At 56.8% G+C, this 26,024-nt stretch carries 21 protein-coding genes and 1 pseudogene; 14 read left to right on the forward strand and 8 right to left on the reverse strand.

The window, feature by feature from the left end:
- Window positions 1–801: 801 nt before the first annotated feature.
- Window positions 802–1,914: an NAD/NADP-dependent octopine/nopaline dehydrogenase family protein gene (locus OKW40_RS02100; RefSeq protein WP_184053527.1), complete on the forward strand. Its 1,113-nt coding sequence runs from the start codon at window positions 802–804 to the stop codon at window positions 1,912–1,914.
- A 391-nt stretch (window positions 1,915–2,305) separates the two neighbouring features.
- Here the strand turns inward: OKW40_RS02100 and OKW40_RS02105 are convergent, their stop codons facing one another.
- From OKW40_RS02105 to OKW40_RS02115, 3 genes are all read right to left on the reverse strand, one after another.
- Window positions 2,306–3,457 carry a porin gene (locus tag OKW40_RS02105; RefSeq protein ID WP_184053530.1) on the reverse strand — a complete coding sequence of 384 codons (1,152 nt, stop codon included), beginning with the start codon at window positions 3,455–3,457 and terminating at the stop codon, window positions 2,306–2,308.
- 96 nt (window positions 3,458–3,553) lie between these two features.
- Window positions 3,554–4,333 carry an ABC transporter substrate-binding protein gene (locus OKW40_RS02110; protein WP_184053533.1) on the reverse strand — a complete coding sequence of 260 codons (780 nt, stop codon included), beginning with the start codon at window positions 4,331–4,333 and terminating at the stop codon, window positions 3,554–3,556.
- Window positions 4,334–4,447: 114 nt separating this feature from the next.
- Window positions 4,448–5,521 carry an NAD/NADP octopine/nopaline dehydrogenase family protein gene (locus OKW40_RS02115; RefSeq protein WP_184053536.1) on the reverse strand — a complete coding sequence of 358 codons (1,074 nt, stop codon included), beginning with the start codon at window positions 5,519–5,521 and terminating at the stop codon, window positions 4,448–4,450.
- 1,107 nt (window positions 5,522–6,628) lie between these two features.
- On the opposite strand from OKW40_RS02115, the gene OKW40_RS02120 reads away from it, so the two are divergent.
- From OKW40_RS02120 to OKW40_RS02165, 10 genes are all read left to right on the forward strand, one after another.
- Window positions 6,629–8,029, forward strand: a complete 1,401-nt coding sequence (locus tag OKW40_RS02120; RefSeq protein ID WP_184040938.1) for an MmgE/PrpD family protein — start codon at window positions 6,629–6,631, stop codon at window positions 8,027–8,029.
- A 1,110-nt stretch (window positions 8,030–9,139) separates the two neighbouring features.
- A complete protein-coding gene (locus OKW40_RS02125; protein ID WP_184040948.1) occupies window positions 9,140–9,916 on the forward strand; it encodes an ABC transporter ATP-binding protein in 777 nt (258 codons plus the stop codon).
- Between the two features lie 74 nt (window positions 9,917–9,990).
- Window positions 9,991–10,842 (forward strand): transporter substrate-binding domain-containing protein, encoded by an 852-nt coding sequence (locus OKW40_RS02130; RefSeq protein WP_429487887.1) that lies wholly within the window; start codon window positions 9,991–9,993, stop codon window positions 10,840–10,842.
- Window positions 10,843–10,891: 49 nt separating this feature from the next.
- Window positions 10,892–11,608 carry an ABC transporter permease gene (locus OKW40_RS02135; protein ID WP_221312166.1) on the forward strand — a complete coding sequence of 239 codons (717 nt, stop codon included), beginning with the start codon at window positions 10,892–10,894 and terminating at the stop codon, window positions 11,606–11,608.
- Window positions 11,608–12,333 (forward strand): ABC transporter permease, encoded by a 726-nt coding sequence (locus OKW40_RS02140; protein WP_090811259.1) that lies wholly within the window; start codon window positions 11,608–11,610, stop codon window positions 12,331–12,333. The genes OKW40_RS02135 and OKW40_RS02140 overlap by 1 nt, the downstream gene beginning before the upstream one ends.
- Before the next feature lie 312 nt (window positions 12,334–12,645).
- The gene (locus OKW40_RS02145; protein WP_184040930.1) at window positions 12,646–14,016 is read left to right on the forward strand and encodes an MmgE/PrpD family protein; all 1,371 of its coding nucleotides are present in this window, start codon (window positions 12,646–12,648) and stop codon (window positions 14,014–14,016) included.
- Window positions 14,017–14,478: 462 nt separating this feature from the next.
- Window positions 14,479–15,411 carry a LysR substrate-binding domain-containing protein gene (locus tag OKW40_RS02150; RefSeq protein ID WP_090811254.1) on the forward strand — a complete coding sequence of 311 codons (933 nt, stop codon included), beginning with the start codon at window positions 14,479–14,481 and terminating at the stop codon, window positions 15,409–15,411.
- Window positions 15,412–16,436: 1,025 nt separating this feature from the next.
- Window positions 16,437–17,579, forward strand: a complete 1,143-nt coding sequence (locus tag OKW40_RS02155; protein WP_429487889.1) for an NAD(P)/FAD-dependent oxidoreductase — start codon at window positions 16,437–16,439, stop codon at window positions 17,577–17,579.
- On the forward strand, window positions 17,560–17,916 hold the full coding sequence (locus tag OKW40_RS02160) for a (2Fe-2S)-binding protein (RefSeq protein ID WP_429487891.1): 357 nt from the start codon (window positions 17,560–17,562) through the stop codon (window positions 17,914–17,916). The genes OKW40_RS02155 and OKW40_RS02160 overlap by 20 nt, the downstream gene beginning before the upstream one ends.
- Window positions 17,916–19,337, forward strand: a complete 1,422-nt coding sequence (locus OKW40_RS02165; RefSeq protein WP_184040582.1) for an NAD(P)/FAD-dependent oxidoreductase — start codon at window positions 17,916–17,918, stop codon at window positions 19,335–19,337. Before OKW40_RS02160 ends, OKW40_RS02165 begins: the two co-directional genes overlap by 1 nt.
- A gap of 543 nt (window positions 19,338–19,880) precedes the next feature.
- On the opposite strand, the gene OKW40_RS02170 is transcribed toward OKW40_RS02165, so the two are convergent.
- From OKW40_RS02170 to OKW40_RS02190, 5 genes and pseudogenes are all read right to left on the reverse strand, one after another.
- Window positions 19,881–20,378, reverse strand: coding sequence for a hypothetical protein (locus tag OKW40_RS02170; RefSeq protein ID WP_429487893.1), 498 nt, complete (start codon window positions 20,376–20,378; stop codon window positions 19,881–19,883).
- A gap of 173 nt (window positions 20,379–20,551) precedes the next feature.
- The gene (gene istB / locus OKW40_RS02175) at window positions 20,552–21,373 is read right to left on the reverse strand and encodes an IS21-like element helper ATPase IstB (protein WP_429402851.1); all 822 of its coding nucleotides are present in this window, start codon (window positions 21,371–21,373) and stop codon (window positions 20,552–20,554) included.
- The gene (gene istA / locus OKW40_RS02180; protein WP_429487895.1) at window positions 21,370–22,869 is read right to left on the reverse strand and encodes an IS21 family transposase; all 1,500 of its coding nucleotides are present in this window, start codon (window positions 22,867–22,869) and stop codon (window positions 21,370–21,372) included. Before istA ends, istB begins: the two co-directional genes overlap by 4 nt.
- Before the next feature lie 130 nt (window positions 22,870–22,999).
- Window positions 23,000–23,818 (reverse strand): annotated as a pseudogene (locus tag OKW40_RS02185) (hypothetical protein); the annotation flags it as partial.
- Window positions 23,819–23,909: 91 nt separating this feature from the next.
- On the reverse strand, window positions 23,910–24,311 hold the full coding sequence (locus tag OKW40_RS02190; protein ID WP_260330703.1) for a helix-turn-helix domain-containing protein: 402 nt from the start codon (window positions 24,309–24,311) through the stop codon (window positions 23,910–23,912).
- A 370-nt stretch (window positions 24,312–24,681) separates the two neighbouring features.
- Between OKW40_RS02190 and OKW40_RS02195 the strand changes: the two genes are divergently transcribed.
- The 3 genes from OKW40_RS02195 to OKW40_RS02205 all read left to right on the forward strand — a co-directional run bounded on the left by OKW40_RS02195 (window position 24,682) and on the right by OKW40_RS02205 (window position 25,966).
- Window positions 24,682–25,008 carry a hypothetical protein gene (locus OKW40_RS02195; RefSeq protein ID WP_429487897.1) on the forward strand — a complete coding sequence of 109 codons (327 nt, stop codon included), beginning with the start codon at window positions 24,682–24,684 and terminating at the stop codon, window positions 25,006–25,008.
- Window positions 25,009–25,112: 104 nt separating this feature from the next.
- Window positions 25,113–25,436 (forward strand): hypothetical protein, encoded by a 324-nt coding sequence (locus OKW40_RS02200; RefSeq protein WP_429402253.1) that lies wholly within the window; start codon window positions 25,113–25,115, stop codon window positions 25,434–25,436.
- A gap of 5 nt (window positions 25,437–25,441) precedes the next feature.
- Window positions 25,442–25,966 carry a hypothetical protein gene (locus OKW40_RS02205; RefSeq protein WP_429402254.1) on the forward strand — a complete coding sequence of 175 codons (525 nt, stop codon included), beginning with the start codon at window positions 25,442–25,444 and terminating at the stop codon, window positions 25,964–25,966.
- The last annotated feature ends 58 nt before the right edge of the window (window positions 25,967–26,024 follow it).

Here is a 26,024-nt window from a genome sequence, read left to right on the forward strand (position 1 = left end):
GGAATTGAGCCGCGTTACGGGACGTCGCGGTTTGTCGAAATATCCCAGGTCGGATAGCTGTCTGCATGCAGCTTTCGCACCATGTCGGCCTGAAAGCTCGAAATCCCCGGTGAACGAACTTTTGGCGCATTTCGCGAAATTGCCTCGGCTGATATGGCCGCCGTCGGATTCCCGACAAACGGCGCGCGGTTTGTCGCAAGCGGTGCCTTCGTGTCCCGTCCTGGCGCGCGATTGGGTCTGTAACACTTCACGACGGATGACCCAGTCGCGCAGCGTCGGCTCTACGCGACGACAAATGGAATGAACGCCCCTACGTACAGATTGGAGGCTCTATTGGAGGTGTTCGCGGGCCTATGGCACTAGGGCGCCAAATTGAAGATCATTGAGATGTATCCGTCAGCTGAACTCGTGTTGTAAGAAGCTCGCACCAACATACCTACGCGATCCGAGTGCCAAAACACCGTTTTGGCCTTATAACCTTTCCGCACAGATGATTGTTCAGCGGTGGTTAATACGCATTGCCTTACAAACACGTCGAGATTCGGACAGATCTAACTCAAGATGCTGGATTTGTAACGTTCGCGACATGATCTGCACTGGACGAGGAATCGCGTCTTGTTCTCCTCACCACATTAACCGGTATATGAGCCGTTTAAAGAGGTGGCCTCGTTCCGCGGTGGCACGTTCGTTGCGTGCCGTCGTCGTGCTAACGCACAACTACTGATCGGCGTTCAGCCTTGCATGACGTCGCAATATTGGGTGGCGTCACAGAAAACTTCTGTTTGTTTATGCGGAGAGGACATGTCATTAAGGTTTCCAGTTTCAATCATCGGTGCCGGAAATTGTGGATGCGCTTTCGCGGCCGATTTGGCTAGTCGTGGATTCGAAGTTCTCCTTTACGGGAAGCCAGATCATCGTCGTAATATTGATGCGATCCGAGCGAACGGTCGCTTGTTGGCTAGCATGGCTATCACGGGTGAGTTTTATCCGACTGTAACTACCGATATGGATGAGGCCGTAAACTTCTCGCGTTTTCTCGTGATTGCTGTTCCAGCATACGCGCATGACGATCTCATTGGCGATCTAAAAGGTTTCGATTTGAGTCGACATGTCATCATAGTCAATAATGCCAATTTTTTTTCCCCAATGGGTTCAAGAGAGCTAAACCCGCAGGCAGTTCTAGAGACAAATTCCTCGCCCTATGCGTCGTCGGTCAGGGACGGCGAAGTCCGGATCACTGGAATTAAGAATTGTTTGCCGATTGCTGCTTTTTCGAACGCCATGGATGAGAAACAGTTATCGCAAATCACCGCAATCTTTCCGGAAAGGCTCTTGTGGTGGGATAACATTTTCGCAATTGGAATGCAGTCGAATAATGGTGTCATCCATCCTGTCGGGGGTATTTTAAATACGGGATGGATAGAAAGCACAAAAGGAGATTTTTTCTTCTATCGTGACGGGATCTCACCCTCGGTCGGAAGGGTCGTAGAGGCGTTGGACAATGAGCGATTGAAAATCGGAGAGGCTTTCGGTTTTCGACTGCCGACAGTCCTCGAGGAAATGATCGGCTTTTACGGCGGAGATTGTGCCAACTTCTCCGATTTCGCTTTCCAATCCAAAACTCATAACTCCACGAAGGTCAAAACGCCTGATCGTATGCAACATAGATATATATGTGAGGATATTCCATATATCTTGGTCCCTTGGTACGAACTCGGCGCCAGAGTGGGCATAGAGTCTCGGGCAATCAAAGCCGTGATTGAAATCGCTTCCTCCATCAACGGCGTTAACTATTTTCAAACTGGCCGTAATCTGAAGCGCCTCGGTGTAGACCACATGTCGAAGGCGGAGCTTTTGCGATTCGTAGATAGCGCGACTTTCCGATTGCCGTTAGCTTCGGCTACTAAGAAGTGACCGGATCCATCGGGTAACTTGAATCGCCTTCGGAATTCTGGAGGCCGCTTGGTTTAAGTCGATACCGGCTGCAACAGTATTGTTGAATTGCCGGTAGTAGTTTGCTTCAGCATCGTCAGGCGGGGCGGGATATGGTTGAGCCGTTCCATCACCCTATGGCAGTTGGGCGCCGAAGAAAGGGCCGACGCAGGCACGCGCTGATGCGACGAACGCGCGCCGACATGTGCAAGCGCAAAACATCACTCGCAGGAGATCACCGCGGAGGGCCGGCACGTGGGTGCGCTGGTGAGGACGCTCTCCGCTTCTGTAGGAACTGGGCTGGCGCAAGGCGCTGCCCAACAGGTTCGCTCGGAACGTGGACGAACGTCAATCGAGCGATATCTGGCCCGGTTTAGAATTTATGACGCAGGCCGACGCGCGCAACCACTTGATTGCGATTCGACGATACGTCATCGGCCACCGGCACAAAGGCGAAGTCGAGGGCGCTGCCAGTACGGTCACCACCGACGTGCTGATACGCACTCTGTACATAGACGTCCGTGCGCTTTGACAGTGAGTAATCAGCCATCAGCCCCGCAGTTTCGTAATTCGGCTTTAGCTTTCCAGTGGTGGCGTTGAAACCGCTCAGGGTGTACGTATACATCGCCCCGACGAAGAAGGCTGGCGTGAACTGGTACTTGCCGTTGATTTCGAAATTCTGGTAACGCAGGTTGGAAAGCGTGCCCGAGGCTGGCGTAATCTTGCCGACGTATCCCGAAGACACCGGATTGGCGACGAAGGTATTCGAATACGAGATGCCCACGTTGGCCGAACCAAACGTGTAGGTTGCCCCCGCGCCGAAGATGCGCAGCTTGTTCCCCAGAAAATTTTCATCCGCAGCGGGATTGTTCCCGATTGCACCACCGGCGGTGGACGACTGGTTGTTCGCCTGCAGATAGGCGGCTTCCAGCAGCAGGCCGCCTATGACGTATTGGACGCCCATGCTGTACGCGCGATTGTTGGCGAAGTTGGTGTCGTTGCTAAAGCCGTACGTGCCGCCAAATTTAAAGCCAGCAATCTCGGGGCTTGTGTACTTGACAGTATTGTTGACACGGAAGGTGTTGTCCGTGTTGTCGTTGTCGTACGGATGGGAGAACATGCCCCCGCCCCATGTGCCATTCGCCGTCGTTTGAGCCAGATAGTTGACGACGGAGTCGTACTGTCGACCGAGAGTAACCGTCCCGTATTGGTTGGATGCGACGCCGACCCACGCCTGTCGCCCAAACATCAGGCCACCCTGACCGAGCTTGCCATTATTGACATTAAAGCCGCTCTCCAACTGAAAAACTGCCTTGAGACCACCGCCGAGATCCTCCGCTCCCTTCAAGCCCCAACGACTCCCCTGGACCGTACCGCTCTGGAGCTCGAACAGCTTGTGGCCTCCGACGTTATTCGTATAGTTGATTCCTTCGTCGATCAGACCGTAGAGCGTCACCGTACTTTGGGCCATTGCGGGAGCTGCGGCGGCTGACATCACGAAAGCTGCAAGAAGTTTGATTTTCATTGAGGTCTCCAAACCTTATATTGTGTGTCTCGATGCTTTTTTATGCGCAACCCTGGGTCGGGCATGCGGTCTGTTTTGCTGGGCAGTTGACGTCGATTAACCGCCGTAAATGTCGAACGTGAAGTACTTCTTTGCAATTCGGTCATACGTCCCGTCCTTGCGGAGACTGTCGATCGCACCGTTGATTGCTTCGAGCAGGGCTCTGTCACCCTTTCTCACACCGATGCTGACACCGGGACCGAAGATAGCGGCGTCGTGGATGGCCGGACCTCGCGCGAAACCGAAATCACGACCCTGCGCAGTCTTCAGGAATCCCGACTCAGCCGTCGGCCCCGAAACCAGTGCCGCATCGAGCCGCCCACCCGCGAGGTCATTCCACACCTGGTCTTGCGAAGGGTAGGGCACAATGTCAACTCCATTTGTCCAATGCTTCCGTGCATAGGCTTCCTGTGTGCTTCCCTGCAAGACTCCGATATGCTTTTCGTTCGGCGATTCGGGCATTGTCACCAGAGCCGAGCCGCCCCTTACAACCAGCGCTTCGAAGTTGGCGTATATCTTGTGGCTGAAATCGATTGCCTTCGCGCGCTTCTCGGTCTGCGACATTGACGAATTGATCGCATCGAACTTGCGGGCCTGCAACGCGGGAATCATGCCGTCGAACGAGTTTTCAACCCAGACGCACTTCACCTTGAGCTTCGCGCAAATTGCATTACCCAGATCGATGTCAAATCCAACGAGCTCGCCACTCGGGGTTTTCGATTCAAATGGCGGGTAAGCGCTGTCCACTCCGAACTTAAGTTCCTTTCCATCGTACGCGAATGCCGCAAATGGAATGGACGTTGCGCACAGAGCGATCAGTAGCGTTTTAATCTTCATTTTGGTTTCTCATAAACTCCAAGTCTGGATTTGCGGCATAGTGCTTGTGGTTTTATTGCATCGGTGGCGTCGGACTCGGACGCCCATCGAGCGCCGCGCCGGATGTAATGACATCTAGGTTGGAACGGCATAGCCGTCGACCACAAGCCTCTTGAGGGTGTCGATTTGAAGCGGTCCAATCTCGGGAAGAATGTCGTTGTCCGCCACAAAGTTCCGACCGTAACAAGCGCCGAGAATTACCACGCCGCCCTCGTGCAAGGGTGCTCTCACCCCAGCCAGTTCGGCGAGTCGAAGCGTCGGTACCAACCCGAACGGCACGTCTTCGAGCACGTAGCGTGTGGCGATATCTCTCGGGCCGAGCGGATCACTCCCTTGCCGGACCAGTTGCTCCGATATTGCCGAAAGTGAGTCACCAACCACGCCAAAAGACAGCCTGCAATGATCAAAGGTCGTTCTCACTGACTTTCCGAATGCTGCTGCGATGGTAAGTCTCTCTTGGTCTAGAGCCTCAAGGAGCCTCCCGACTGTTGGTGTCAGATTGGAGTTTTGGCTCCAGCTTTCGCCTTTCTCAATACGGGTCAAGTTGGCTAGCGCAATACCCATGTGATCTTGCGGATTAATGTTGCTGAGCGTCAGCGTGAGCATGTCGTCCGTCAGTGCGAACCGGTCTCCGAAGAGTGAAACGCAAGTGGTATGAATCCGGTGGATGTGGCGGGTTGGAAATGCGGCCATGTCGACCTTGGCGCGGATCGTGCCTACCGTGATAGCTCTCGCAGACTGAGTCTTGCACGTTAGCACGGTGGTGCTCCAAGCTGCTATGGGGATGACGAGCCCCCGCGCCGCAAGGCGCTGGGAAATGTAGAGAGCGGCAAATGAAAGATGAGCGCTGATGATTACGCTATGGTGTGCGCGGATATGAGGGATGATGCTGTCGAGGACGAATCGGTATCCGTAGGCCGGCAATGCCAAAATAATGACATCGGCGTCGCCAACATCTTCCGCTTTCCCGCAGACTTCTAAGTAGAACTCTCCCTCGACCGCTCCCTTCACGTGAAGGGGAAGTCCAGCAACGAAGTCTGCAGTCCGGGCTCCCGATGGAGACCAAACTTTCGGTTTATGTCCACTCTGTATGAGATACGCCGCATAACCCAAAGCGATTGCGCCGGCTCCCACGATTGTCACTTGCATGTACCTTCTACCTTGGAATAGTCCACTGGCCGTGCACGACCTGGGCGGTTATGTACTAAATTTCTCAGCCCAAGCCCGAACCCATCGTCTTTAGGAGAGGGCAAACGAAACGTTACGTAGACGTTCTTCGCATATGAGATAGCATCGATCTGCAAAACTACATTGAGTGTGGTGGGTTTTGGTGCTCAATGCGATGATCTTACGTGCGAAAACACTATCGGTTGCAAGACAAGCGTTTGTCGTTGTAAAGGCTTTTATTGACTGCATCAAACTGCGGCAGAAAAGGCAAGTTCCGTCTTATCCAGTGAGAAGCAAAGCCAATGGGGCTCAGAATAGAGAGGCAAAAATCTCGTGTCAAAGTCCGGTTTGATTGTGGATGTATTCTGGGAGGTTATGGGTGCGGAGTTGCCTTTAGGGAAGCGAGCAACTCAGGCAGTTCACCTCGCACCTTTGCTCCGCGCCATTTGTCTTCATCGTTTCAGCAACGTCTGCAGCTTCGTGATCTCCCGCGCTGGACGTCGAGATCAGTGCATCATTCGGTACGCTGCGCGTGGAAAGGGGCTTCGGTCCCGGACAAAAACGGCATCCCGTCCGTAGTGCACCCACATATCCTCGCCTTTTTCTGGCGTTTATGCAGAGACGATGTACTCGCCAATAGACCCTGCATTTTGTTAAATGCTCGGGAGAAAGCAATGCAGCGCTATAACCTTCTGGAATGTTGACGTTTGAAAATCGGACTTTGATTTTTCGACGAGACGCGCCTAACATGTCTCGTCACTCGAGTGAGCGTCGGGAGGGTTGACAGTAGCATCAGCGCACAATTGTTATTAAGGACGGTCGGGCGTCGCAGATCGGCGTAGCTGTTGCCAGAGGTGGTCGGTTCGGGTTACTTGCGAAAAGCGGCATTCCGATTTTTCACGGCGAGTACTCGCATGCTCATTGACAAAGCTTCGAGTCGCCTTGGAGACGTTACGACCCGTCCGTCGTATCCGTGGCGACGACCAAGGGCTTCCATCGGATCCCTGGGCGGTCGCACGCGGTGCAATCATTTTGAACATAGATTTGTGCGTTACGCACGTTTGGTCGGTCACATAATTCTGGAACGTCATGAACAATTCACCGCCTGATGACGAGCTTTCTCTGCAGCCAAGCACGATTCATCGTATTGCATCTTATGTCGTCGAAGCTCGCGGTAGGCGGGTGTCCGGGGTTGCCAGGGAATCTGCGCTAAAACGCATCCTTGACCTCTTATGCGCGGTGGGGGCAGGGGCTAGCGAGCCAGGTGCTGTCGCAATTCGCGCGACAGCATGTAAATATCTGGGATCGGGCGATATACCGATGTGGTTCACGGGAACGGGCAGTTCGGTCGTCGGTGCTGCGTGGGCGAATAGCGCGGCTGCGTCGATGCTAGATCTCGACGACGGGCATCGACGCGCGCGCGGGCACCCGGGCGCGGCGGTCATTCCGGTGGCCTTTGCGGTTGCGGCTGAAATGGGAGCCGGGCTGGAAGATTTGATCGCGTCAATCGTCATCGGTTATGAAGTCGGCGTATCAATCGCTGCGGCCCGTACAACATACGGTACGACAGGTACGTGGTCATCCTACGCAGTTGTCGCGACAGCCGCGGCCTTGAGGTGTGCCTCGTGTAGTGTAGTCGAGCATGCGTTGGCTATCGCAGGCGAAAGCGCGCCCAATTCGTTGTTCATGAGCGCGCCACCGCTCTCCTTCCCAACACCGGAGAGCAGCGACATTAAGGAGGGCATACCATGGTCCGTAGTGACCGGGATGCTCGCGCTCGATCTCGCAGAAGGCGGGTTCACCGGTCCCCGGAACATACTTGACAGCGGTCTGCTCTATAGGTTTGCCGACGTATCGCCCCTCGGGGAGTCTCTGCATATCTGCAATGCCTACTACAAGCTCTATTGCTGCTGTCGGCACGTTCACCCGCCCTTGGAAGCCACCCTGAGGCTGATCGAGCAATATCGACTCGACGCGAAGGCGATTGAGGCGATCGACATCGAGACGTACGGCGGGGCGCTGCGCATCGCGAATCAGACCTGCCCAGCTACCCTTGTTGACGTTCAGTACAGCATCCCTTATTGCGTGGCCCTCGCCGCCCTCGCGGGACGAGAGTCGCTTTTGCCCCTCACGATAGACTGCTTAACTTACGAGGGAGTAAGCGCACTCGCCAACAAGGTCTCGCTAACGGTCGACGCCGAAATTGATAAACAATTCCCTGCCAGAACACTCGCGCGAGTCACAATCGTGTGCGGGGGACGTCTGTATGTATCGGAGGTTACCGAGCCACGCGGCGAAGCCGGTGACTCCCTCTCTTGGGAAGAACTCAAGGCAAAGTACGTTGCGGCGACGCGGTTTCACGCCACTGTTGCGCAGCAGGAGCAACTGCTCGCCGCGGTTGAAGAACTGCGCTCAAAAGCCGACTTGGAGCCGTTAAAGGCCTGTATGAGTACTTCGTACGCAAATAGTATTGCGCGTGCCAATGCCTAAGAAGCTCTAATAATATGATTTTTGGGGGGGATAACTTCAAGGATTGAGGTTAGCCTCATCACCGTTTCGGTGATGAAATGCGTGCGAATCGGCGAGGACATCCGGGAGAAGCTCGACTACGCACCGGGTGTATTTACATTAGAGGGACATATCGGGGGCCAACTGGTATGCCGCCTCGGCTACAGCCGTGCGAGCTTCATGCGCTTTGCCGCCGGCGAAGACGCGCGTATCGGCCGGTGGCTTACTACGCTTCGCGCAACTCAATAGGCAAGACCCGCACGCAATTTCAAGGACATCCTCACGCGCTTGCCCACGAGGGCCAGCCCATCGCCGCGTTATTGCCGCATCGCTTGCAGCCCGAGGCAAGCCAGCGCCTACCTCGCCCGTCAAGAGATCATTGGTCGCTTATGACATTGGTAGTCAAATTGCGGGCGCCCTGCCGATCGGCCGAAGGCAAACGAAAACCTTGGAACAATTTCGACCCTCAAGCGATCGTTAAATTGGATCGAAGAGTAAAAGGGGCTCGATCACGGAAGGTTCTGTGATGTGTTGGCGCCTGGGGACGGCCATTTTCGAAGGGGTGCGGCGGTCTCCTTGACATCAGAATGCTCGGATTGCGTACGCGGTGCAAATTGTGCCAAATCCAGAACGGGCACGCGACGAAGTCTGGGGCGCAACCTCAACATGCGCTCGTGCGACCCGCAAACGTGCCCGATGTAACGCAAGGAAGGTATAACCCGGAGGAATACCATCGTGTCTCAACTCGACTTTGACACCCAATTTGGGCATACGTATTCTGAGCTTATCCGCAATCGCTGGGCGCTGAGACGGGCGTAAATCGAGCGAACGACCGGCGGCCGCCTTTTTTTCGTCCGTCGAGTGTGCTTGGCGCTTACATCGCGTTCATTGCAGGTCCGAAAGCGCAAGGCAGTACAACGTTTAATGAATATCTATAACGATAATCCTTCTCAGGTTGACGTAAATGTCAAACCTGAGATGTTCAGTCATGAGGAGATGAGATGAAGGTGGTTAATGCACTTCGATCGGCGTACCAATCTGCGAGTTACGCCTTGTCAATGACCCCAAGAGGCGGGCGGGACCACGATCGGCATGGTGGGCCATAAAACACCGGCTCTCGTAGCCGATGGCATATACAAAAGTTACGGCGTTCACGAAGTGCTCAAAGGGGTCTCGCTTCAGGCTGAGCGGGGCGACGTGATCTCGTTAATTGGCAGTTCTGGGTCGGGAAAAAGTACGTTTTTGCGGTGCATGAATCTCCTTGAGGTCCCTACCAAAGGCCGCATCGCGGTGGGGCAGCGGGAGATCAGCGTGGACACCGACGCAACCGGTCGCGTCGTCGGGATGGATCGCAAGAAAGTTGACCAGATGCGCACGCAACTCGGTATGGTCTTCCAGGGCTTCAATTTGTGGTCCCATATGACCGTGCTGCAAAATGTGATGGAAGGGCCAGTCCATGTGCTGAAGCTGCCAAAGAACGAAGCGCGCGATAGGGCAATGGATTTCCTTGGGAAAGTTGGCGTTGCGGACAAGCACGCGTGTTACCCATCCGAGTTGTCTGGTGGGCAGCAGCAACGAGTAAGCATCGCGCGTGCGCTCGCGATGCAACCGGCTGCGCTCCTTTTCGACGAGCCGACCTCCGCACTCGATCCCGAATTAGTGGGAGAAGTGCTAAAAGTCATCAGGAAGTTGGCGGAAGAGGGGCGCACGATGATAGTCGTGACTCATGAGATGGGTTTTGCTCGTGATGTCTCCAACAAGATGATCTTTCTTGAAAGGGGACGCATTGAGGAAGAAGGGACGCCAGAAGAGGTTTTCAAAAATCCAGCATCGCCGAGATGTCGTGAATTTCTCTCGCGTGTACTTTGACTGACTTAAAACGCGATATTGAAATTCCGAGAATCGTAAAACGAAGAATATAGGACATAGTCCAGGAGATGCTCATGAAGTTCCTAAAAATCGGCCTGCTTATTGGAATGCTGTCTGCTGCATTTATGCTCAGCGACCCTGTTATGGCCAAGGAGTACAAGAGAATCACGATTGGTACCGAAGCTTCGTATGCTCCGTATGCCTTCAAGGACAAGAGCGGCAAGATGGTTGGCTTTGAGATCGATGTAGCTAGCGACTTGTGCCGACGGATGGGATTGCACTGCGAAATCGTCGATCAGGCCTATGACAGCCTAATTCCCTCTCTCTTGTCCGGTCGGTTCGATTCAATTATGGCTGCAATAGGGATCACACCCGCCCGAGAAAAGGTTATCTCATTTTCCAGGCCGTACGTAACCACTCCGATGGTTTTCGTCACCACATCGGCGAGCGATCTAACCGCTCTCAAAATATCGCCATCAAATCTGAATTTGGACAAATTTGATGCTGATGAGGAGTCAGCGATAAAAAAAATCACCTCCGCTCTGAAGGGAAAAACCGTTGGGGTACAGGTGGGCAGCAACTTTGAGACATTCATGAAGAAGTTCATGCCGAGCGTGAGAGTTTCGACATATGACACCACGGACGACATGATGCTCGACTTGACGGCGGGGAGAATTGATGCCGGAATGGTTTCGTTCAATTTCCTCAAGCCGTTGATGGACAAGCCCGACGGCAAGAACCTGCGGACATTTGGCCCTAGTATGACGAACGGGCCGTTCGGCAGCCGAGTGGCCGTTGGATTTCGCAAAAATGACGATCAACTACGTGCGATGTTCGACAAGGCGATCGGGGAAGCAATTTCGGATGGCAGCCTGCGCAGACTTGCCATCAAGTGGTTCGGCTTCGACAATTCGCCGAAGGAATAGGTAAGTGAATACGGTCGTTTATGCATAGCCGAACTCAATTTGATGGGGAATGAAAGTGAATATTTCAGTGCTCGCATGGGGAAGCACAGCGTGGGTTGATGAATTTGCGCGTGGCACCCTTATGACCGTTGCCGTCGCGGTGTGTTCATTTCCCGTCGGCATTTTGCTCGGCTCGGTTTTTGCCGCGGCAAAACTCTGTCCCTTCAGTTTGCTGCGTTTTCTAGCTGACGTCTATACGACGGTCGTACGCGGAATTCCCGAGCTGCTGATAATTTTTCTGGTGTTCTTTGGTGGGGATACGTTGCTCCGCTATGTCGCGAACGCTGTCTTCGGCTTCGAAGGTTATATAGAACTGCCCGTGTTCGCAGTCGGTGTGCTCTGCATCGGCATCAGTGCCGGCGCCTATGCGACAGAGGTCATACGGGCGGCGGTCATAGCCATTCCAACAGGACAAATTGAAGCGGCAGTGGCAATGGGATTGGAGCGGACAGTGCTACTTCGTCGGATTCTTATCCCACAGGCCGCGAGATTCGCCTTGCCCGGTCTGGGGAATGTCTGGCAACTGGCGTTAAAGGATACCTCGCTCATTTCCGTTGTTGGGTTGGTTGAAATCATGCGCACAGCTGCCATCGGAGCTGGATCTTTCAAAGAGCCGTTTACGTTTTATCTGGTCGCCTTCGTGATTTTCCTTTTGCTTTCTTCGATTTCTAACCAGGGATTTCTGAGAGCAGAGAAGTGGGCTAATCGCGGCGTAAGGAGTCGGTGATGGATTTTCAGCTGATATATGAGTCGTTTCCCAAGCTTCTTGCGGCGGTTCCTGCGACCGTCGCATTGGCTTCCGTGTCGCTTTTTGTTGGTTTTCTGCTTGCGGTCCCAGTTGCATTGGCTCGGCTTTCACACAGTAGACTTTTGGCTTCTCTCGGTTATGGTTACGTATATGTAGTGCGGTCCACGCCGCTTCTGGTGCAAATGTTCCTGATTTATTACGGATCGGGGCAGTTTAGAATTGTCTTGGAACACCTCGGCCTGTGGGCGCTATTTCGCGATGCGTGGTTTTGTGCGATTTTAGCTCTGTCGCTGAACACTGCGGCGTACACCAGCGAAATCATTCGTGGTGGTGTTCAGTCAGTACCATGGGGACAAATTGAAGCGGCGCGGTCAATTGGCATGTCGAGCGTCCTTTTATTCCGCAGAATTGTCTTCCCGATTGCAATGCGGCAAGCACTCCCAGCTTATGGAAGTGAACTTATGATTATGATCAAGTCAACGTCACTTGCGTCGACAATCACCATAGTCGAAGTGACAGGAGTGGCTAAGCAAATCATCTCTGAAAGCTACCGCCCCCTAGAGGTATTTCTGATAGCTGGCTGCATATATCTCAGCATGAACTTTCTTATCAGCAGAGTTATATTCATGATCGAAAGGCGGATTAGTCCGAAGAGACGCGATCGCGGCACGTTCGGATCTTCTGCGGCAGCGGCCATGCATTAAGCACTTCGGTACGGTGTCCGTCGCCCATGAACGCATCAACAGTTCGACGACGTAGAAGTGGCCTGACGGCACGAACCGACATTGTTCCGTTACGGGCGGCTCCGTCCGGGTACACGAGGGTAGTTGGGCCCTTGTGTACAGCTTTTTTCTCATGGCCGACGGCTTGATGTTTCAAGAGTGCCCGGCTGCGTCGATTATGGCAGGCCAACAGCAAAACGGGATCGTGGGTGGACATCGCGGTGTTGCGCATTAAAGTGTCACTTGCAGCCAACTATCAAGTTCGAAATGTTCAATTGATGTTATCGAGGCACCATGACGACTAATGTAATCGAGGACGAGCGTTATCCCCAAGGCGGGATCGTCCAAAAATTTTCCGCTTATATCGTGGAGGCGCGGGAAAATCGAGCTCCAGAAGAGTCGCTGGAATTCGCGCTCAAATGTATCTTGGATCTGCTCAGTGCTGTTGGCGCTGGAATTGGGCAGGCGGGGGCCCTTGCGATCCGAAAGACGGCTCACGAAACGCGACCTCCTGGCGACATTCCTATTTGGTTCACGGGAGAGACCAGTTCCGTCATTGGAGCTGCTTGGGCAAACAGTGCCGCCGGTTCTGCGCTAGACCTCGACGATGACACGCCGGCATCTCGGGGCCATCCTGGAGCCGCCGTCATTCCAACAGCCATTGCCGTTGCCAAAGAGACGAAAGCCACCTTGGGAGAGCTATTAAATGCGATTGTCATCGGTTATGAAGTGGGTACAGCGATTAGCGCTGCGCGCGCCTACGGAAGTAGTGGTACGTGGGCGCCTTATGCGGTCGTCGCAACGGCTGCGGCGCTTCGCCGGTCCTCCCGCGAGGTGATTGAACACGCTTTGGCGATTGCAGGGGAAAGTGCACCCAATCAGTCGTTGGCGAGCGCTCCCGCTCCCCGAAAACCGCATCCCGAGCCAAACCATGTCAAGGAGGGCATCACGTGGGCTGTCGTGACCGGCTTGGAGTCGCTTGCATCAGCGCAGAACGGATTTCACGGCGCCCGCAATATCTTGGACGCAACGCGTTACTACAATTTTCCGAACGATCTGGACCTCGGTTCTTACCAGTACATTCGCACGACGGGCTTTAAGCCGTATTGCTGTTGCAGGCATCTACACGGTGCGCTTGATGCATTAATCGAGCTGATCAAAGAACATCGGTTAGTGGGTCGAAATATCGACAGGATTGAGGTCGAAACATACGGGCCGGCCTTACGCATTTCGAACTGGAAAGAACCTCGAGATATAATGGATGTTCAGTATAGTCATCCATATTGTCTCGCGTTGGTAGCGTACTACGGTCACGAGGCTCTGTTGCCACTGACTGGCGATGTCCTAAACAATCCCTCTGTCACTGCGCTTTCACACAAGGTGGAGCTTTCGCTAAGTCCGGAGCTGGACAAGATCTATGCGGAAAGCGGCATGCTGCCGGCCCGTGTCACGGTCACATGCGGGGATCAGCGCTTTGTTTCACCTGTAACCTTCCCGAAGGATAACGGTCTTCCGTGGGATAAACTCGAGGATAAGTTTCGACAGGCCACGCGTTTCGTTGCCACTCCCGAGCAGCAGAACAGTGTGGTCGGGGCCATTTCGGACGCCAGACGAGGCGACATGCGTGGTTTGACGGAAAGCTTGTCGGAGATCCAGTTCGTTTAAAAACGGCATTTGTGTAGCCCGCGTAGTTCGGAAACTCATCGGTCATCGATGTAAGAAATGACAAAATGTCTCCGCTTGTTGAGGATCGTCCGCAAGCTGTGGCTACCGTTGCATACAGCGAGCGAGTTGCATTGTCTACCCGGCATCCAAGGAGCTGAAAATGGGTTGCATATGGAAGTGACTGCTAGCAGGGACGCTCAGCGGTGCCGGGTAAACGCTGCGACCGTCAGAACAAGCGTTCTTCACAGCTTCAAAAGGACAGATCGGCGACGCGGGCTACATCGGCGTAGACAAGCGCGAGGAAACCAAGAGGCTCGTTTACGAGCCAAATTTACCGAAATGAGCGCCGATTCGATTCGTTATCCGGAAATTTCGACGCCTGTTCTTCTGCATGCCGAACGGGCCGCACGTTAATCAGCATTTTCCTAGTCTAGGAATGACATTAGAAAAAGCAGCCGGCATATGAAAAGACAAATTCAACTACGGCAGATAGAGGCATTTAAAGCTCTCATCGAGCAAGGCACGGTGAGTCGAGCGGCCGAGGTTCTTCACGTGACCCAACCTGCCGTGAGCAAACTGCTAGTCCACCTTGAGGAGGAGACAGGTCTTCTACTGTTCGAACGAGTTAAAGGCCGACTAACTGCGACGGCACAAGGCATGCGCTTGTACGGTGAAGTCGATCGAGTATTTGCGGGTCTAAGACAAATTGAAGAGGCGATCGCAATCATCCGGCGAAAGGACATGAGTCACTTTGCTATCGGAGTGCTTCCGGAATTATCCGGATCATTCATCAGGCGGGCGACGATGATGTTCCTCTCTCGGTGTCCAGACGTTCGTCCGACGATCCATATGCGAGCGTCCAACATTGTGTCGGATCGCGTCGCCACGCGTCAGATGGACGTTGGATTCACAACGAGCTTGATGAGCAGCCCAAATTCGGTGGTGACGCCTATCATGGAGAGCCCGTTAGTTTGCATCATGCCAAAAGGACACCCGCTAAGCCAACTTGAATTTATCACCCCCGAGCATATTGAGGGAATCCCTTTTATCGGATATGCGGCAGATAACCGAACGACTAGTGCTTTCAATGACGCTATCCGTTCCTACGGCGTCGACCTCAACGTCGTGTTAGAAAGCGAAACTACGCCCACCCTGTGTGAATTCGTCTCGGCGGGACTGGGGATTTCCTTGGTACATCCCCTATCTGTCATCGACATGAGCTGTCGCTTAGATATCAGGCGGTTCAAGCCCGATATTCCCGAGTATTTTCATTTTTGTCATGCAAGATTGGCGAAAAACATCGAGCGTGTTCAGGAGTATGAACGATGCGCTAAACAGGTTGCGGAAGAGGCGTGGACGGAGATATTCGGTGAGTCGGCGACAAAGCAAACCTAGCAGAATGCTGAGATTGATCATCGTACTGATGAGTGCACCAAATAGTGCGGGATGCCTTATGCGGGCATGAAGACGAAGCGTTCGCGAGAAGACGGATTGAGGGCGCTCAGACCTGGCAAACATGACTGCCGGCCGGGCAGTGGCTGATTGAATCATGACCTTGCCCCTGTTTGGCGAATCCCATAGCTGAGAGATTTGCGCGGCTCGCCCCTCTTGGGCGGCGAACCAGTTTTTCTCGAACGTCATGGGGCTGACATAGTCGAGCGTCGAGTGTGGTCGGCGCGAATTATACAACGCCGTACGCTTGCATTCGACTTTGGGGTATCTGTCGCCCGTTTCCTACGAGGCGAAACCGACAGTGAAAGAACCCATCAGCCTGTCCAAAATAACTTGACCACTACAGAACGGCCTTGATTCCGCGTCGGCTTCAGTTGTCATTTGCCACTACTACATGCTGACCTGTGTTTGGGATAGCATGAACACGAGATCGTAGGGGCTTACGTTGAGCGCGCGAACATCCCGTCACCTTCTTCAGCGTGCGCACCGTTGCTTGCCGAATGCTCCCGCGATGCTCGCCCAACCAAAGCCTTGCTCGATTGAGTTGGTTTTTTTCTGCGAGATGACGTAACCCCAACTGGGGCGTTTGTCTCGACCGCAGCCGAACGCCGCCACAGAAGTTTCGTTGGCTGACTAAATTCGCGGTCAGCTACGGCCGCCTAACACGGTCCATTGATCGTATCGCCTTGGCAATGAAGTTATGCGTTGGGACCAATCATGGAGTGTGGCGTCTCGTTGCTGGGTTTGGGGCTTTTGCGAGCGCCCGTGCTGCCGAGATTGTTGTCGTGATGGAAGCGGTCGTCGCACTCTATTCTCGTATTCCGTGGGCACGCGAGCTCTATCGCCTACCGGGGGCGCCCGCGTTTTGGACCATAACCGCTGAGAATACCTCGTACCTCAAATTCGACTTTGACGCCTTGCTGCGACGATCATAGAGTTAACCAAATCATTCAGGAAAAGAGGCGGGCTTGATACGCGAAAACCATGACGTCATCATAGTTGGCGGCGGTGTTGTCGGCTGCGCATTGGCGCACGGGATGCTGGGGCGAGGGAAGCGTGCGCTTGTGCTCGACGGGGGTGATTGCGACCCGCGCGCGTCGAAAGCGAATTTCGGTCTTGTCGGCGCATACGGGAAGGGATATGGCGCGCCCCGCTACCAGCAGCTGTCACGCGAGAGCGTCGCACTTTGGTCCGTTTTCGCAACAGCGCTGCACGATGAAACTGGCATTGATGTCGAGTATGAAAACGATGGCTGCTTGCGCTTTTGCCTAAGCGAAGCGGATTTTGAAGAGGAAGCCGAATTCCTCGCGAGCTGGAATGCGCAAAGCCCGAAAATCGACCCGTGTTCGCGCATGATCGATCGATCGGTATTAGAAAGGCTGCTGCCTGGTGCACGGCTCGGGCGGGAAGTGGTGGGGGCTGGAATTGGCGTTGCCGATGGCCATTGCAATCCGCTTAAGCTGTTGCGGGCGCTGCAGCAAGCCATTGAGTTACGTGGCGGCACTCTAGCTGGCAATCACACGGTGTCGAAGATTGAGCCATGTCCTGACGGTAGTCTTCGTGTTCATGTGCAAACCTCGACAGGTCCGCGTTGTTTCGAAACGGGACAGTTGATCATTGCGGCCGGGCTTGGTTCCACAGCCCTGGGGGCAATGGTGGCGCTCGACGTCCCGTTGCGTCCCCTGCGTGGCCAGTTGCTGGTCACTGAACGGCTCGACCCAATTCTGCGCCTCCCCGCTAGCGGCATTCGCCAGACTCGCGACGGTACAGTAATGATAGGTGTAAGTCATGAGGAAGTCGGTATGGATCTCGGTACTACTACCTTCACCGCCGCCAAGATGACAAAGCGAGCCCTACGAATTTTGCCGGACCTTGCTATGGCTCGCCTTGTTAGGCATTGGGCATGTCTGCGCATCATCACCCCGGACGAGCATCCGGTGTACGCACAATCTTCAACGTATCCCGGTGCCTGGATCGCGCTCTGTCATTCCGGCATCACCCTCGCGGCGGTTCATGCTGGACCAGTTGCGGATGCTCTCGCGCGCAACGTACTGCCAGAAAACTTCGAGTTCTTCCATCATAGGCGCTTTGATGTTTCGCAAGTTATCTAGTCCCGCCGGGGACGCCGTGGTCACGGTATCGATCGACGGCAGGCGTGTGAACGCCGAGCGAGGCGAATCCGTGGCGGCTGTCCTCGTGCGCGAGGACAACCCCGTCGCTCGCACCACGCCGCGAAGCGGCAGTCCACGCGGACCTTTTTGCATGATGGGTGTGTGCTTCGAATGTCTTGCTGTCGTCGATGGTGTAGCGTCCACGCAGACCTGTCTGACGATCGTGCGCGACGGGATGCGCATCCAACGCCAACACGGTCGCCGCAATCTCAATGAGGCGATCGCTGAGTCAGAAGACGGTAGTGGCGATCTTCGTAGTGGTGAGGTGCATTCGTGATGCGAACGTTCGATATTCTGATTGTAGGTGCAGGACCTGCCGGCATGAGTGCCGCAATACGTTCTGCTCGTCTTGGAATGACCACGATTCTCGTAGACGAACAGCAGGCACCGGGCGGTCAGATATGGCGCGCCATCGAAGAAAACGTCCGACGCGGTGTTCATCAAGGGTTAGGCGCTGCGTACAGCGCAGGCGCGGCAGTGGTACAGAACTTTCGCGAATGCGGTGCGCACTACTTGCCGGAGACCCGTGTATGGCAGATCGAGCGAGCGGCTAGCCCGGGGAAACCGGCCGGTTCCGGGGAGTGGATTGTCTTTTTGAGCCGCGCGGATGGCGCCGAAAGTATTCGCGCGCGCCATGTGTTACTAGCGACGGGCGCACAGGAACGCCCCATGCCTTTCCCAGGTTGGACGCTTCCGGGTGTAATGACAGTCGGCGCCGCGCAGATTCTGCATAAAAGCGCTCACCAGATACCCGATCAACCCGTCTGGATAGCCGGTAGTGGTCCATTGCCACTGCTCTACATGACCCAGCTGCTCGACGCCGGCGGTAGGATCGCAGGTTGGCTTGACACGACTCCCCGCGGCGCCCTCCGTCGGGGCGTTCGGACTCTACGTGGCGCAGTTGACGGCTGGCATGATCTCCTTAAGGGGCTACTGTGGTCGGCAAGATTGCGCGGGAGGGGGTTCCCCATTGTTCGAAACGTCAGTAGCCTTCGCGGTTTCGGTATCGGCCGTCTTGAACAGATTGTCTATCGCACCGAGAACGGGCTGTCGGGCGATGTGGCTGCCGACATTCTTCTGGTTCATGAAGGCGTCGTGCCGTCTATACACTTCACTCAGGCGATGGGATGCAGCCATCGATGGAACGAAGCACAACTTTGCTTTGAGCCCGAAGTTGATACGTGGGGTGAAACCAGCACGACTGGTCTCTATGTCGCAGGCGACGGCGCCGGCATCGGCGGCGCGAAAGCCGCGTGCACACGCGGTGAACTTGCTGCTACCGGCGTCGCGCTTTCCTCGGGCGCACTCTCAGTCGAGCGCGCAAGCGAGCTTGCAGCGCCGCTGCATCGGCGGCTCGGACATGAGCTGGCGATGCGGCCTCTGCTTGATTCGATCTATCGGCCGCGTACGGAGATTTTCACGCCGCCCGATGAGACGATTGTCTGTCGCTGCGAAGAGGTAACCGCTGGCGATGTACGGCTGGCCGCGCAGCTCGGCCAGCCGGGGCCGAACCAGCTCAAAGCGTTCACGCGCGCGGGCATGGGCCCGTGTCAGGGTCGTCAATGCGGCTACACCGTTGCTAATTTGCTTGCATCTGCGCAATGTCGCTCCGTTGCTGCGGTTGGTTTCCAGCGCGTGCGGCCCCCACTAAAGCCGATAACACTCGCGGAGCTCAGTGCACTTGAAGAGTCGTCATGAGGGCGTGTGGGCATGCCTCGGAGCTCACGGCATGGCAATAAGAGAGTGTGGGTGCGGATGTTTCAGGTCCCGGAAAGGTGGAGCGTGTCGCGAGACTAATCGGATTTCCCCCTTTCTGAGAAGCGTGCGCCGCTGCACACGGCGCTCGTCGTCGAAGTTGCCGCAATGTCGCACATTGGACGTGAGCCGCAAGCAATCATTCCATCAAGCTTTCGCGTTTATGATCTGATGGGGAGGGCTTGCTGTTATTCCCCGACGGGCACTAATAGCGGCCCAATAGTTCTCCGGGATCATTCATAACGAATCTCCTGAAAGATTGATGTGAGCATGATGGTTCTTCGTCCAGTTGCACAGGCCAGATGCGCTTTGCCGATCGCTGTTGTCCGGCGTGGATTTCTGGCTGGTTGTACGACTCCGGATCAAGGAGAAAGTGTCTCATTAACGGACATCCAGATCGGCGGTGCCGTCTGCTTGTACTACCAGGTGTCTGACATGATCGGCACAGCCCCGTTGCCTTTGCAGCACGGCGCACGCACCCTCGACTTACAAGAGAACTGCCTGCTGCAAAAGTTCCAGCGCCTTCAGTTCGTCCAGTCGACCCGTCCGTGCCTTACCTGCCAGCGTCTTGATCAATGCTTCGGCGATTGGCGCGATGCCGTGAAGATTGTCCAGGCTTGTCGCGGAAGCGGGTTGCGTCGCCGGATCTCGCTGCGACGTCGCGGCGACTGGCAGCGGCTCACTTTTTGCCGCTGGGACGGACGGTAGCCCACTATCGCCGTTGGCGGCATTGCGACCGGCTGGCTCGTCGGAGGCATCGCCTGAATGATTTCGCTGGCTGACACCCATCCCGTTCGCTTCTACGGAATCTGCGGAAACAGGGGAGGCGCTTTCCAGAGCGCTCGCGACACCCGTGCGCGGGCGTGGGCCGCGCACCTTTGCCTTCGCATCTGCCGCCTTTTCCCGCAGGCTTTCGCTGGATGCGTTGGCGAGCGGCTCCTGTCGTTCAACAGGCTCGCGACCGCGCGAAGCAGGGGTCAGCAAACGCGACACCGATTCCGGAATCTCCGCTTCGGATCGCGGCGTATCCAGCCAGCCAGCGGGCAGGCCAAGCCGCTCAGTGAAACGGTTTGCTTCAACACTGTGTAGATTGTCAATTACGATGGCCGCCTGGGCGACAACTATCTTGGCCGGTCGGCGGGGTTAGTTGTCGCTGCTCAGCTCGGCATAGTTGTCGCTCCTTCCGATTCGGGGTGGGGTAATTGACGCCGCCGCGCGCGCTTGTTGTCGTCGGCACTGCGACGCCGGTAGCTTTCCACGTTCAGCTCGAAGATCGTCGAGTGATGGACCAGTCGGTCGATGGCGGCGACCGTCATTGAGGGATCGGGGAAGACATCATTCCAGCCGGAGAACGCGGCGTTGGCCGTGATGAGAAGGCTTCGACGCTCGTATCTTTCCGCGATCAATTCGAACAGCACGCTCGTTTCGGCCTGGTCCTTTCTGACGTACGACAGGTCGTCCAGGATGATCAGATCGAAGTGATCGAGCTTGGCGAGCATCGATGGCAACTGCAGGCTTTGGCGTGCCGCCTGCAGCTTCTGCACGATTTCGCCGGTGCGTGTGAACAGCACCCGGTACCCGGCGTCGATCAGCGCATGGCCAATGCCGGAGCCTAAATGGCTCTTCCCGGCACCCGGTGGCCCAAACAGCAGGATCGTGGCGCCTTTCTCGAGCCACGAGTCGCCGCTCGCGAGCGCCATTACATGTGCCTTGGACACCATCGGTACCAAGCCGAAGTCGAAGGCCTCGAGCGTCTTGCCTGGGTCCAGATGCGATTCGACGCGATGCCGCTCGATGCGCCGTTTCGCGCGCTCGGCCAGTTCATGCTCGAGCAGCGCGCCGAGCAGACGCGTCGATGGCCAGCCTTCCTTGTCGGAGCGCTGAGTGAACTCAGCCCATAGCCGCGCGATCGTCGGCAAGCGCAGCTCGGTGAGCATCAGCCCCATACGGGCGGCATCGTAGGTTGCTGGCGCGTTCATACCGATACCTCCTCGCCAAGCAGCGTGTCGTAGAGAGCTGGCGTGGGCATGTCGACAGCCACGTCTGGGCACTGCGCCTGCCGCGGCGCAAATTCATTCTGTAGTTGCTCGAGATCGGGCAGCTCACCGGCGGCGAGCAACGCCTCGAGCCGCTCAGCAAGAACGGCCTCGACTCCGTGATTCGCGGCCAGTTCCAGCAGTCCGACCATGGTCTTGCAGGCTTCGCGCTGCGTGAGCTGAGCCTCGAGCCGCTCCCACGTCCGGCGGTACGCCTCGCGCGGGAACAAGTCGTCGCGAAACGCCAGCCCCTTGAACGCCTGGGGCTTGCGCTTGAGCGCCTCGATGAAGTGCCGGTAGTCGAGCTTGCGACGGCGGCTATTGGCCGCATGCGAGCCCCGTGCTGTGTTGTGCACGAGCGCGCCGGACAGATAGCAGTCGAGGTGATCGGCATAGACGCGCACCTTCAGACGGTGGCCAATCAGGCGCGACGGCGCGCTGTAGAGAATGCCCCGCACGGTGAAGGTGCCACAGCGTGTCACGCGTGCTTCCTCTTCGATGAAGTCGGTCGTGCGATGTGCGGGCAGATCCTGCAAATGTTCGCGCTCAGCGTTAAACGCCGCTGCGTTGCGACGGTTACGGCGCATGACGACGTCGCGAACAAACGCCTCATAGGCAGCACGATCGTCGAAGTCGCGATGGCCACGCAGCATCAGCGCCTGGTCGATCGCCTCCTTCAGATGGCGGTGCGAGGATTCCACACTACCGTTCTCATGGGCCACACCGACGTTATTGCGCGTGCCGGCCATGCCGTAATGCACCAGCAGTGCGTCATAGCGAGCCGTGAAGTCCTCTTCAGTCTGCAAATTCTTGAACGCTGCCGATAGGCTGTCGGTGCGATGCTCATGCGGGCAGCCGCCGGCCTGCGACAGCGCGTTCTGTAATCCGGTGGAGAGCGCCTCGAAGCTCTCGCCACCTTCGACGACATAGCCGTATTCCCAGTGCGAGAACGCGAGCACGAAGTGATAGAGCCGGTGATCGAGGGGCGCGCCGGCGACCGTCACGCGCAGATCCCGCATGTCGGTGAAGTCCGAGAGCCCCTGCACGCCGGGCAAGTGCTGCTGCGGGAAGAAGATCTCCTTGCCAGGGCCCTCGAGTGCGCGCCATTGGCTGACGCGCCGCTCGAGCGTGCGCCGCATGCTGTCAGGGAAGAGGCCGGGATGCGCCTCCTGCAGCTTGCACAGCAGCGTGATGGCCTTGAGCCGGGGCGCGTGGCGCAGCAATGGCACGACCTCGCTCTCCCAGACTTCCGCGAACGGATCGTGACGTGTACGCCACGCGCGCGATGGCTTCTGCGACGGCAGACGGCCGTCATGCTCGATGCGCCGGGCCGTGCGAACGCTCATGCCCGCCATCGCCGCGGCGACTTCTTGAGTGTGATGTTTGCGCTTGCTCATATAGAGTCGGACCTGCTGGTCCGTCACGTAGGTTCCAGGCATGACTGTTCGCTTGTTCGACGCGATCAGCCATCGTAAAACCCCGCTACTCCGGCGCCGCCGGTAGTTCGTCGTCTCCGGCGGCTACGCCGCCTTCGACTCCTCACCACCGGCCACGGTAACTGTCAAAGGACCGGCCAGGATAATTGTCGTTCTCTACACTGTCCATGCGCTTCTTGCCATAAAGTCGATGGGCCATGTTCGATCCGCTCATGGACATCACCACACCCAACCTTGCTTTCGATCCGTTGCGACCCGTGAGAACGTGGAGGTTATCCCGTCGAACTTTTGCGACCGTGGCCTCGTCTTCGAGCGCCAGCGGTTGCTGCTGGATTGCTTCAGACGCTGCTTTCTGTTTCGATCGCGAAGCTTTGTGCGGTACAGCGGCGTCGAGCTGCAGGGTCGTTTCGCGTCTACTGCTCCTGGCGTTCCCCGGCGACCCGCCAGTTGCTTTCTTCGGCATTTCCGTTTCCTTGGACAGGTTATCTTCAGTAGATGATGGTTGGCCGCCGTCCGGTGCAAGCACCGTGTTGGATTCTTCAGTCACGATTTCCCGCTCATCATCCAGGCTCGCGAAATCAAGCGGCGACTTCAGGCGCGCTATGGTTTCGACCGAGAGAACCGGATGGGGCTGGTCAAAGAAGCCGTGCGGTAGCCCAAGCGTGGTTTCCATGTGAAATGCGGTCTCGGGCGTGAACCGTTCACCTTTTGTCAGTTCAGCCACTCGCGTCATGCTGGATTGAAGTCCTAACGCGATGTTCTCAGCACCCACAGCATCGACGAGGAACTTGAAGGAACGTGTTTTGAAAATCGAAGCGGTTTGTGCGGAGTCTCGAGGCGGCGCTTTCGCGTACGGTTGCCCCTGCCGGTTGGCTGGAGATTTTTTCACGTGACGGGGCTGACGTTGCGCGCTGTCACGAACTCCCGCATATCGTCCGCGGGTTTGACTCATAAAGTGGGGCTCCGTGCGGTCGTTGATGTTTGACTTCCGGACTATAGGCGAGGCAATGATGACATCACGCGTCCATAATTTCGTCAGCAGCTCACGTCATTTCTCCTCGTGCACGCCGATTTGATCTGACTGTTTTTGAACCGGTAGGCACCTGTTTGCTGGAAGCTTTTGTCGGCTTCCTGGCGACCTTTGGTGCGTTCTTCTGAGCGGCGGGAACGTTCACGCGCGTCTTGATAGCAGTCGGTGTTTTTTTCTTGGACCGACGAGCTTTTTTCAGCTTCCGTTCTACCTCGGCGAGTAGCTCGGCGGGCGAGCATTTCAAAGCGGTTGCCAGTGCGAACAGCATCGTTAGCGTTGGCTGGTGCTGGCCGAGTTCCAGCATGCTGACGTAGTTGCGACGTATATTGGCCTCGAAGGCGAGCTGTTCCTGCGTTAGCTCGGCGTGAATACGGCGCTCGCGCAGAAGGGCGCCAAAGACTTCGGCCAACTCCAAATTTCTCTCCCAGTGAAATGGGAGTACTGTCCAATCGGCGCTATAATTTGTCTTCCCAGTACACTGGGAATTAGATGGTTGGTATGTTGGCGAAGTCCTTATCCAGTAAGGATGTGAGAATTTTTTGATGTCGGCGTACGTGCGCGAAGCGATGGTGCTCCCGAAGAAAGCGCACGTCGGCATCAGGTGGTTGATTTATCGCGAAAGCGTTTGAGGTCGTGGTTGAATGTTTGTGACTAGTGAAAAGAACCGTTTGCCTTCGTCGGCAGTGCCGTTTGAGCCTGAGGGCGCAGGGGTGTGGGGGGTTATCTCGCAATTGATCCCGCGGGATGTACTGATCCTCCGGGTCTCGCCGCGGGGTTCGCGGGCCGTGCCGACGATTGTGATGATGGACCTGAGCGGAAGCGCGCCGTCGCTTGACCAGTTCGCGGGCGGGGATGTCGTACTGCGCGACGCGGCCGTGCTGAGCACGAAGCTGGCACGGGAGGTCGACCAGTGGACGCTCGAACCGCTGAGCGAGATCCGGGTGAGGGCAACCGAGCCCGAACAGTACAGCCAGGGCGAGCGACTGGTGACGGTGACCCGGTTCACGACGTCGGCAGGACGCACGTTCTCCGTGCCGTACGCGCTGGCGACGCGCCCTGCGCGCGGCAGGCGGTTATGGCGGGCGAAGGCGCCAGCCGTCGCCCGTCGCTGACCGGGGCTGGCAGCGGATGCACATCCGGAGGTGGGGTGATAATCCGCCTTATCGCGGCGAGCGCACCACCGGCGCATCGGCTGCGGCCTCAGAAAGGGATCGGTATGAGCAGACGCAAACGGGCGACAGCGCTTCCAGACGAAACCGCCGAGGCGCTGCGCGCGCGGCTGCGGCGCTTCGTGCGTGCGACCCGCGACGAGGCGACTGGGGCGACCGGGGCCGTCCCGATCCCGTTTCCCACACCCGTGACGGTGCTCGCCGGGCCGCTGCGGCGGATCCGCGGCGCGCGCGAACCCCGCACGGTGCCGGGGCCGGAGGTGCGGGCCGGGTCAGACGCGCGCAGGGAAGACGGCGACCAACCCGGATCAGCCCCGGGCGGGTTCGCGTGGGATGACACGGGGCGAGCCGACGGCAAAATGACGAAGTAGCGGACATGACGGATACACACTTTCACGGCGCCATGCGGTGGCCACTGCCGGCTGAACCCGAGCCGCAGGCCGGCTGGAACAACCGGTATTTCCTCGACACGGAATTCACCGACTTCCGGCAGTGCCAGCTGCTCAGTCTCGCCCTCGTGGGCGAGAACGGGTACGAGTTCTACGGCGAGCGGACCGATTTCGATCCGGCGCTGTGCAGCGACTTTGTCCGCGCCGTGGTACTGCCGCAGCTCGGCCAGTCCGAGGGGCGCGCGATGCCGTTCGCAGCGCTGCGCGAGGCACTGCGCGCATGGCTCGTGGCGGTGCCGGGCGACTCCGGGCCGGTGCTGTGCTACGACTACGAGACGGACCTGGCCCTGTTGCGGTTCCTGCTGGGCGGCCCGCTGCCGCGTGGCTGGCGGATCGAGAACATCGCAGGCACGCGCAACCCCGAGCGGCGCGCCGCCTACTACGCGCGCCATGGCGGCGAGCACCATGCGCTGCATGACGCGCGCGCCAATGCCTATGCGTGCACCGGTTGAAGCCGGGCGGCTGCCGGCCGGGCCGTCGTCCGGTCTCCGGACGTGCGGACGCATTTCT

This window comes from Paraburkholderia sp. RAU6.4a (genome assembly GCF_050435625.1).
GTDB lineage: Bacteria > Pseudomonadota > Gammaproteobacteria > Burkholderiales > Burkholderiaceae > Paraburkholderia > Paraburkholderia tuberum.

Bases quoted from the DNA above. Each gene is read 5' to 3' on its own strand.
- OKW40_RS02100 (WP_184053527.1), top strand. From the start codon at position 802: ATGTCATTAAGGTTTCCAGTTTCAATCATCGGTGCCGGAAATTGTGGA.
- OKW40_RS02125 (WP_184040948.1), top strand. From the start codon at position 9,140: ATGGTGGGCCATAAAACACCGGCTCTCGTAGCCGATGGCATATACAAA.
- istA (WP_429487895.1), bottom strand. From the start codon at position 22,869: ATGCCTGGAACCTACGTGACGGACCAGCAGGTCCGACTCTATATGAGC.
- OKW40_RS02200 (WP_429402253.1), top strand. From the start codon at position 25,113: ATGAGCAGACGCAAACGGGCGACAGCGCTTCCAGACGAAACCGCCGAG.
- OKW40_RS02115 (WP_184053536.1), bottom strand. From the start codon at position 5,521: ATGCAAGTGACAATCGTGGGAGCCGGCGCAATCGCTTTGGGTTATGCG.
- OKW40_RS02120 (WP_184040938.1), top strand. From the start codon at position 6,629: ATGAACAATTCACCGCCTGATGACGAGCTTTCTCTGCAGCCAAGCACG.
- OKW40_RS02135 (WP_221312166.1), top strand. From the start codon at position 10,892: ATGAAAGTGAATATTTCAGTGCTCGCATGGGGAAGCACAGCGTGGGTT.
- OKW40_RS02105 (WP_184053530.1), bottom strand. From the start codon at position 3,457: ATGAAAATCAAACTTCTTGCAGCTTTCGTGATGTCAGCCGCCGCAGCT.
- OKW40_RS02110 (WP_184053533.1), bottom strand. From the start codon at position 4,333: ATGAAGATTAAAACGCTACTGATCGCTCTGTGCGCAACGTCCATTCCA.
- OKW40_RS02160 (WP_429487891.1), top strand. From the start codon at position 17,560: ATGTTTCGCAAGTTATCTAGTCCCGCCGGGGACGCCGTGGTCACGGTA.
- OKW40_RS02150 (WP_090811254.1), top strand. From the start codon at position 14,479: ATGAAAAGACAAATTCAACTACGGCAGATAGAGGCATTTAAAGCTCTC.
- OKW40_RS02145 (WP_184040930.1), top strand. From the start codon at position 12,646: ATGACGACTAATGTAATCGAGGACGAGCGTTATCCCCAAGGCGGGATC.
- istB (WP_429402851.1), bottom strand. From the start codon at position 21,373: ATGAACGCGCCAGCAACCTACGATGCCGCCCGTATGGGGCTGATGCTC.
- OKW40_RS02130 (WP_429487887.1), top strand. From the start codon at position 9,991: ATGAAGTTCCTAAAAATCGGCCTGCTTATTGGAATGCTGTCTGCTGCA.
- OKW40_RS02205 (WP_429402254.1), top strand. From the start codon at position 25,442: ATGACGGATACACACTTTCACGGCGCCATGCGGTGGCCACTGCCGGCT.
- OKW40_RS02165 (WP_184040582.1), top strand. From the start codon at position 17,916: ATGCGAACGTTCGATATTCTGATTGTAGGTGCAGGACCTGCCGGCATG.
- OKW40_RS02140 (WP_090811259.1), top strand. From the start codon at position 11,608: ATGGATTTTCAGCTGATATATGAGTCGTTTCCCAAGCTTCTTGCGGCG.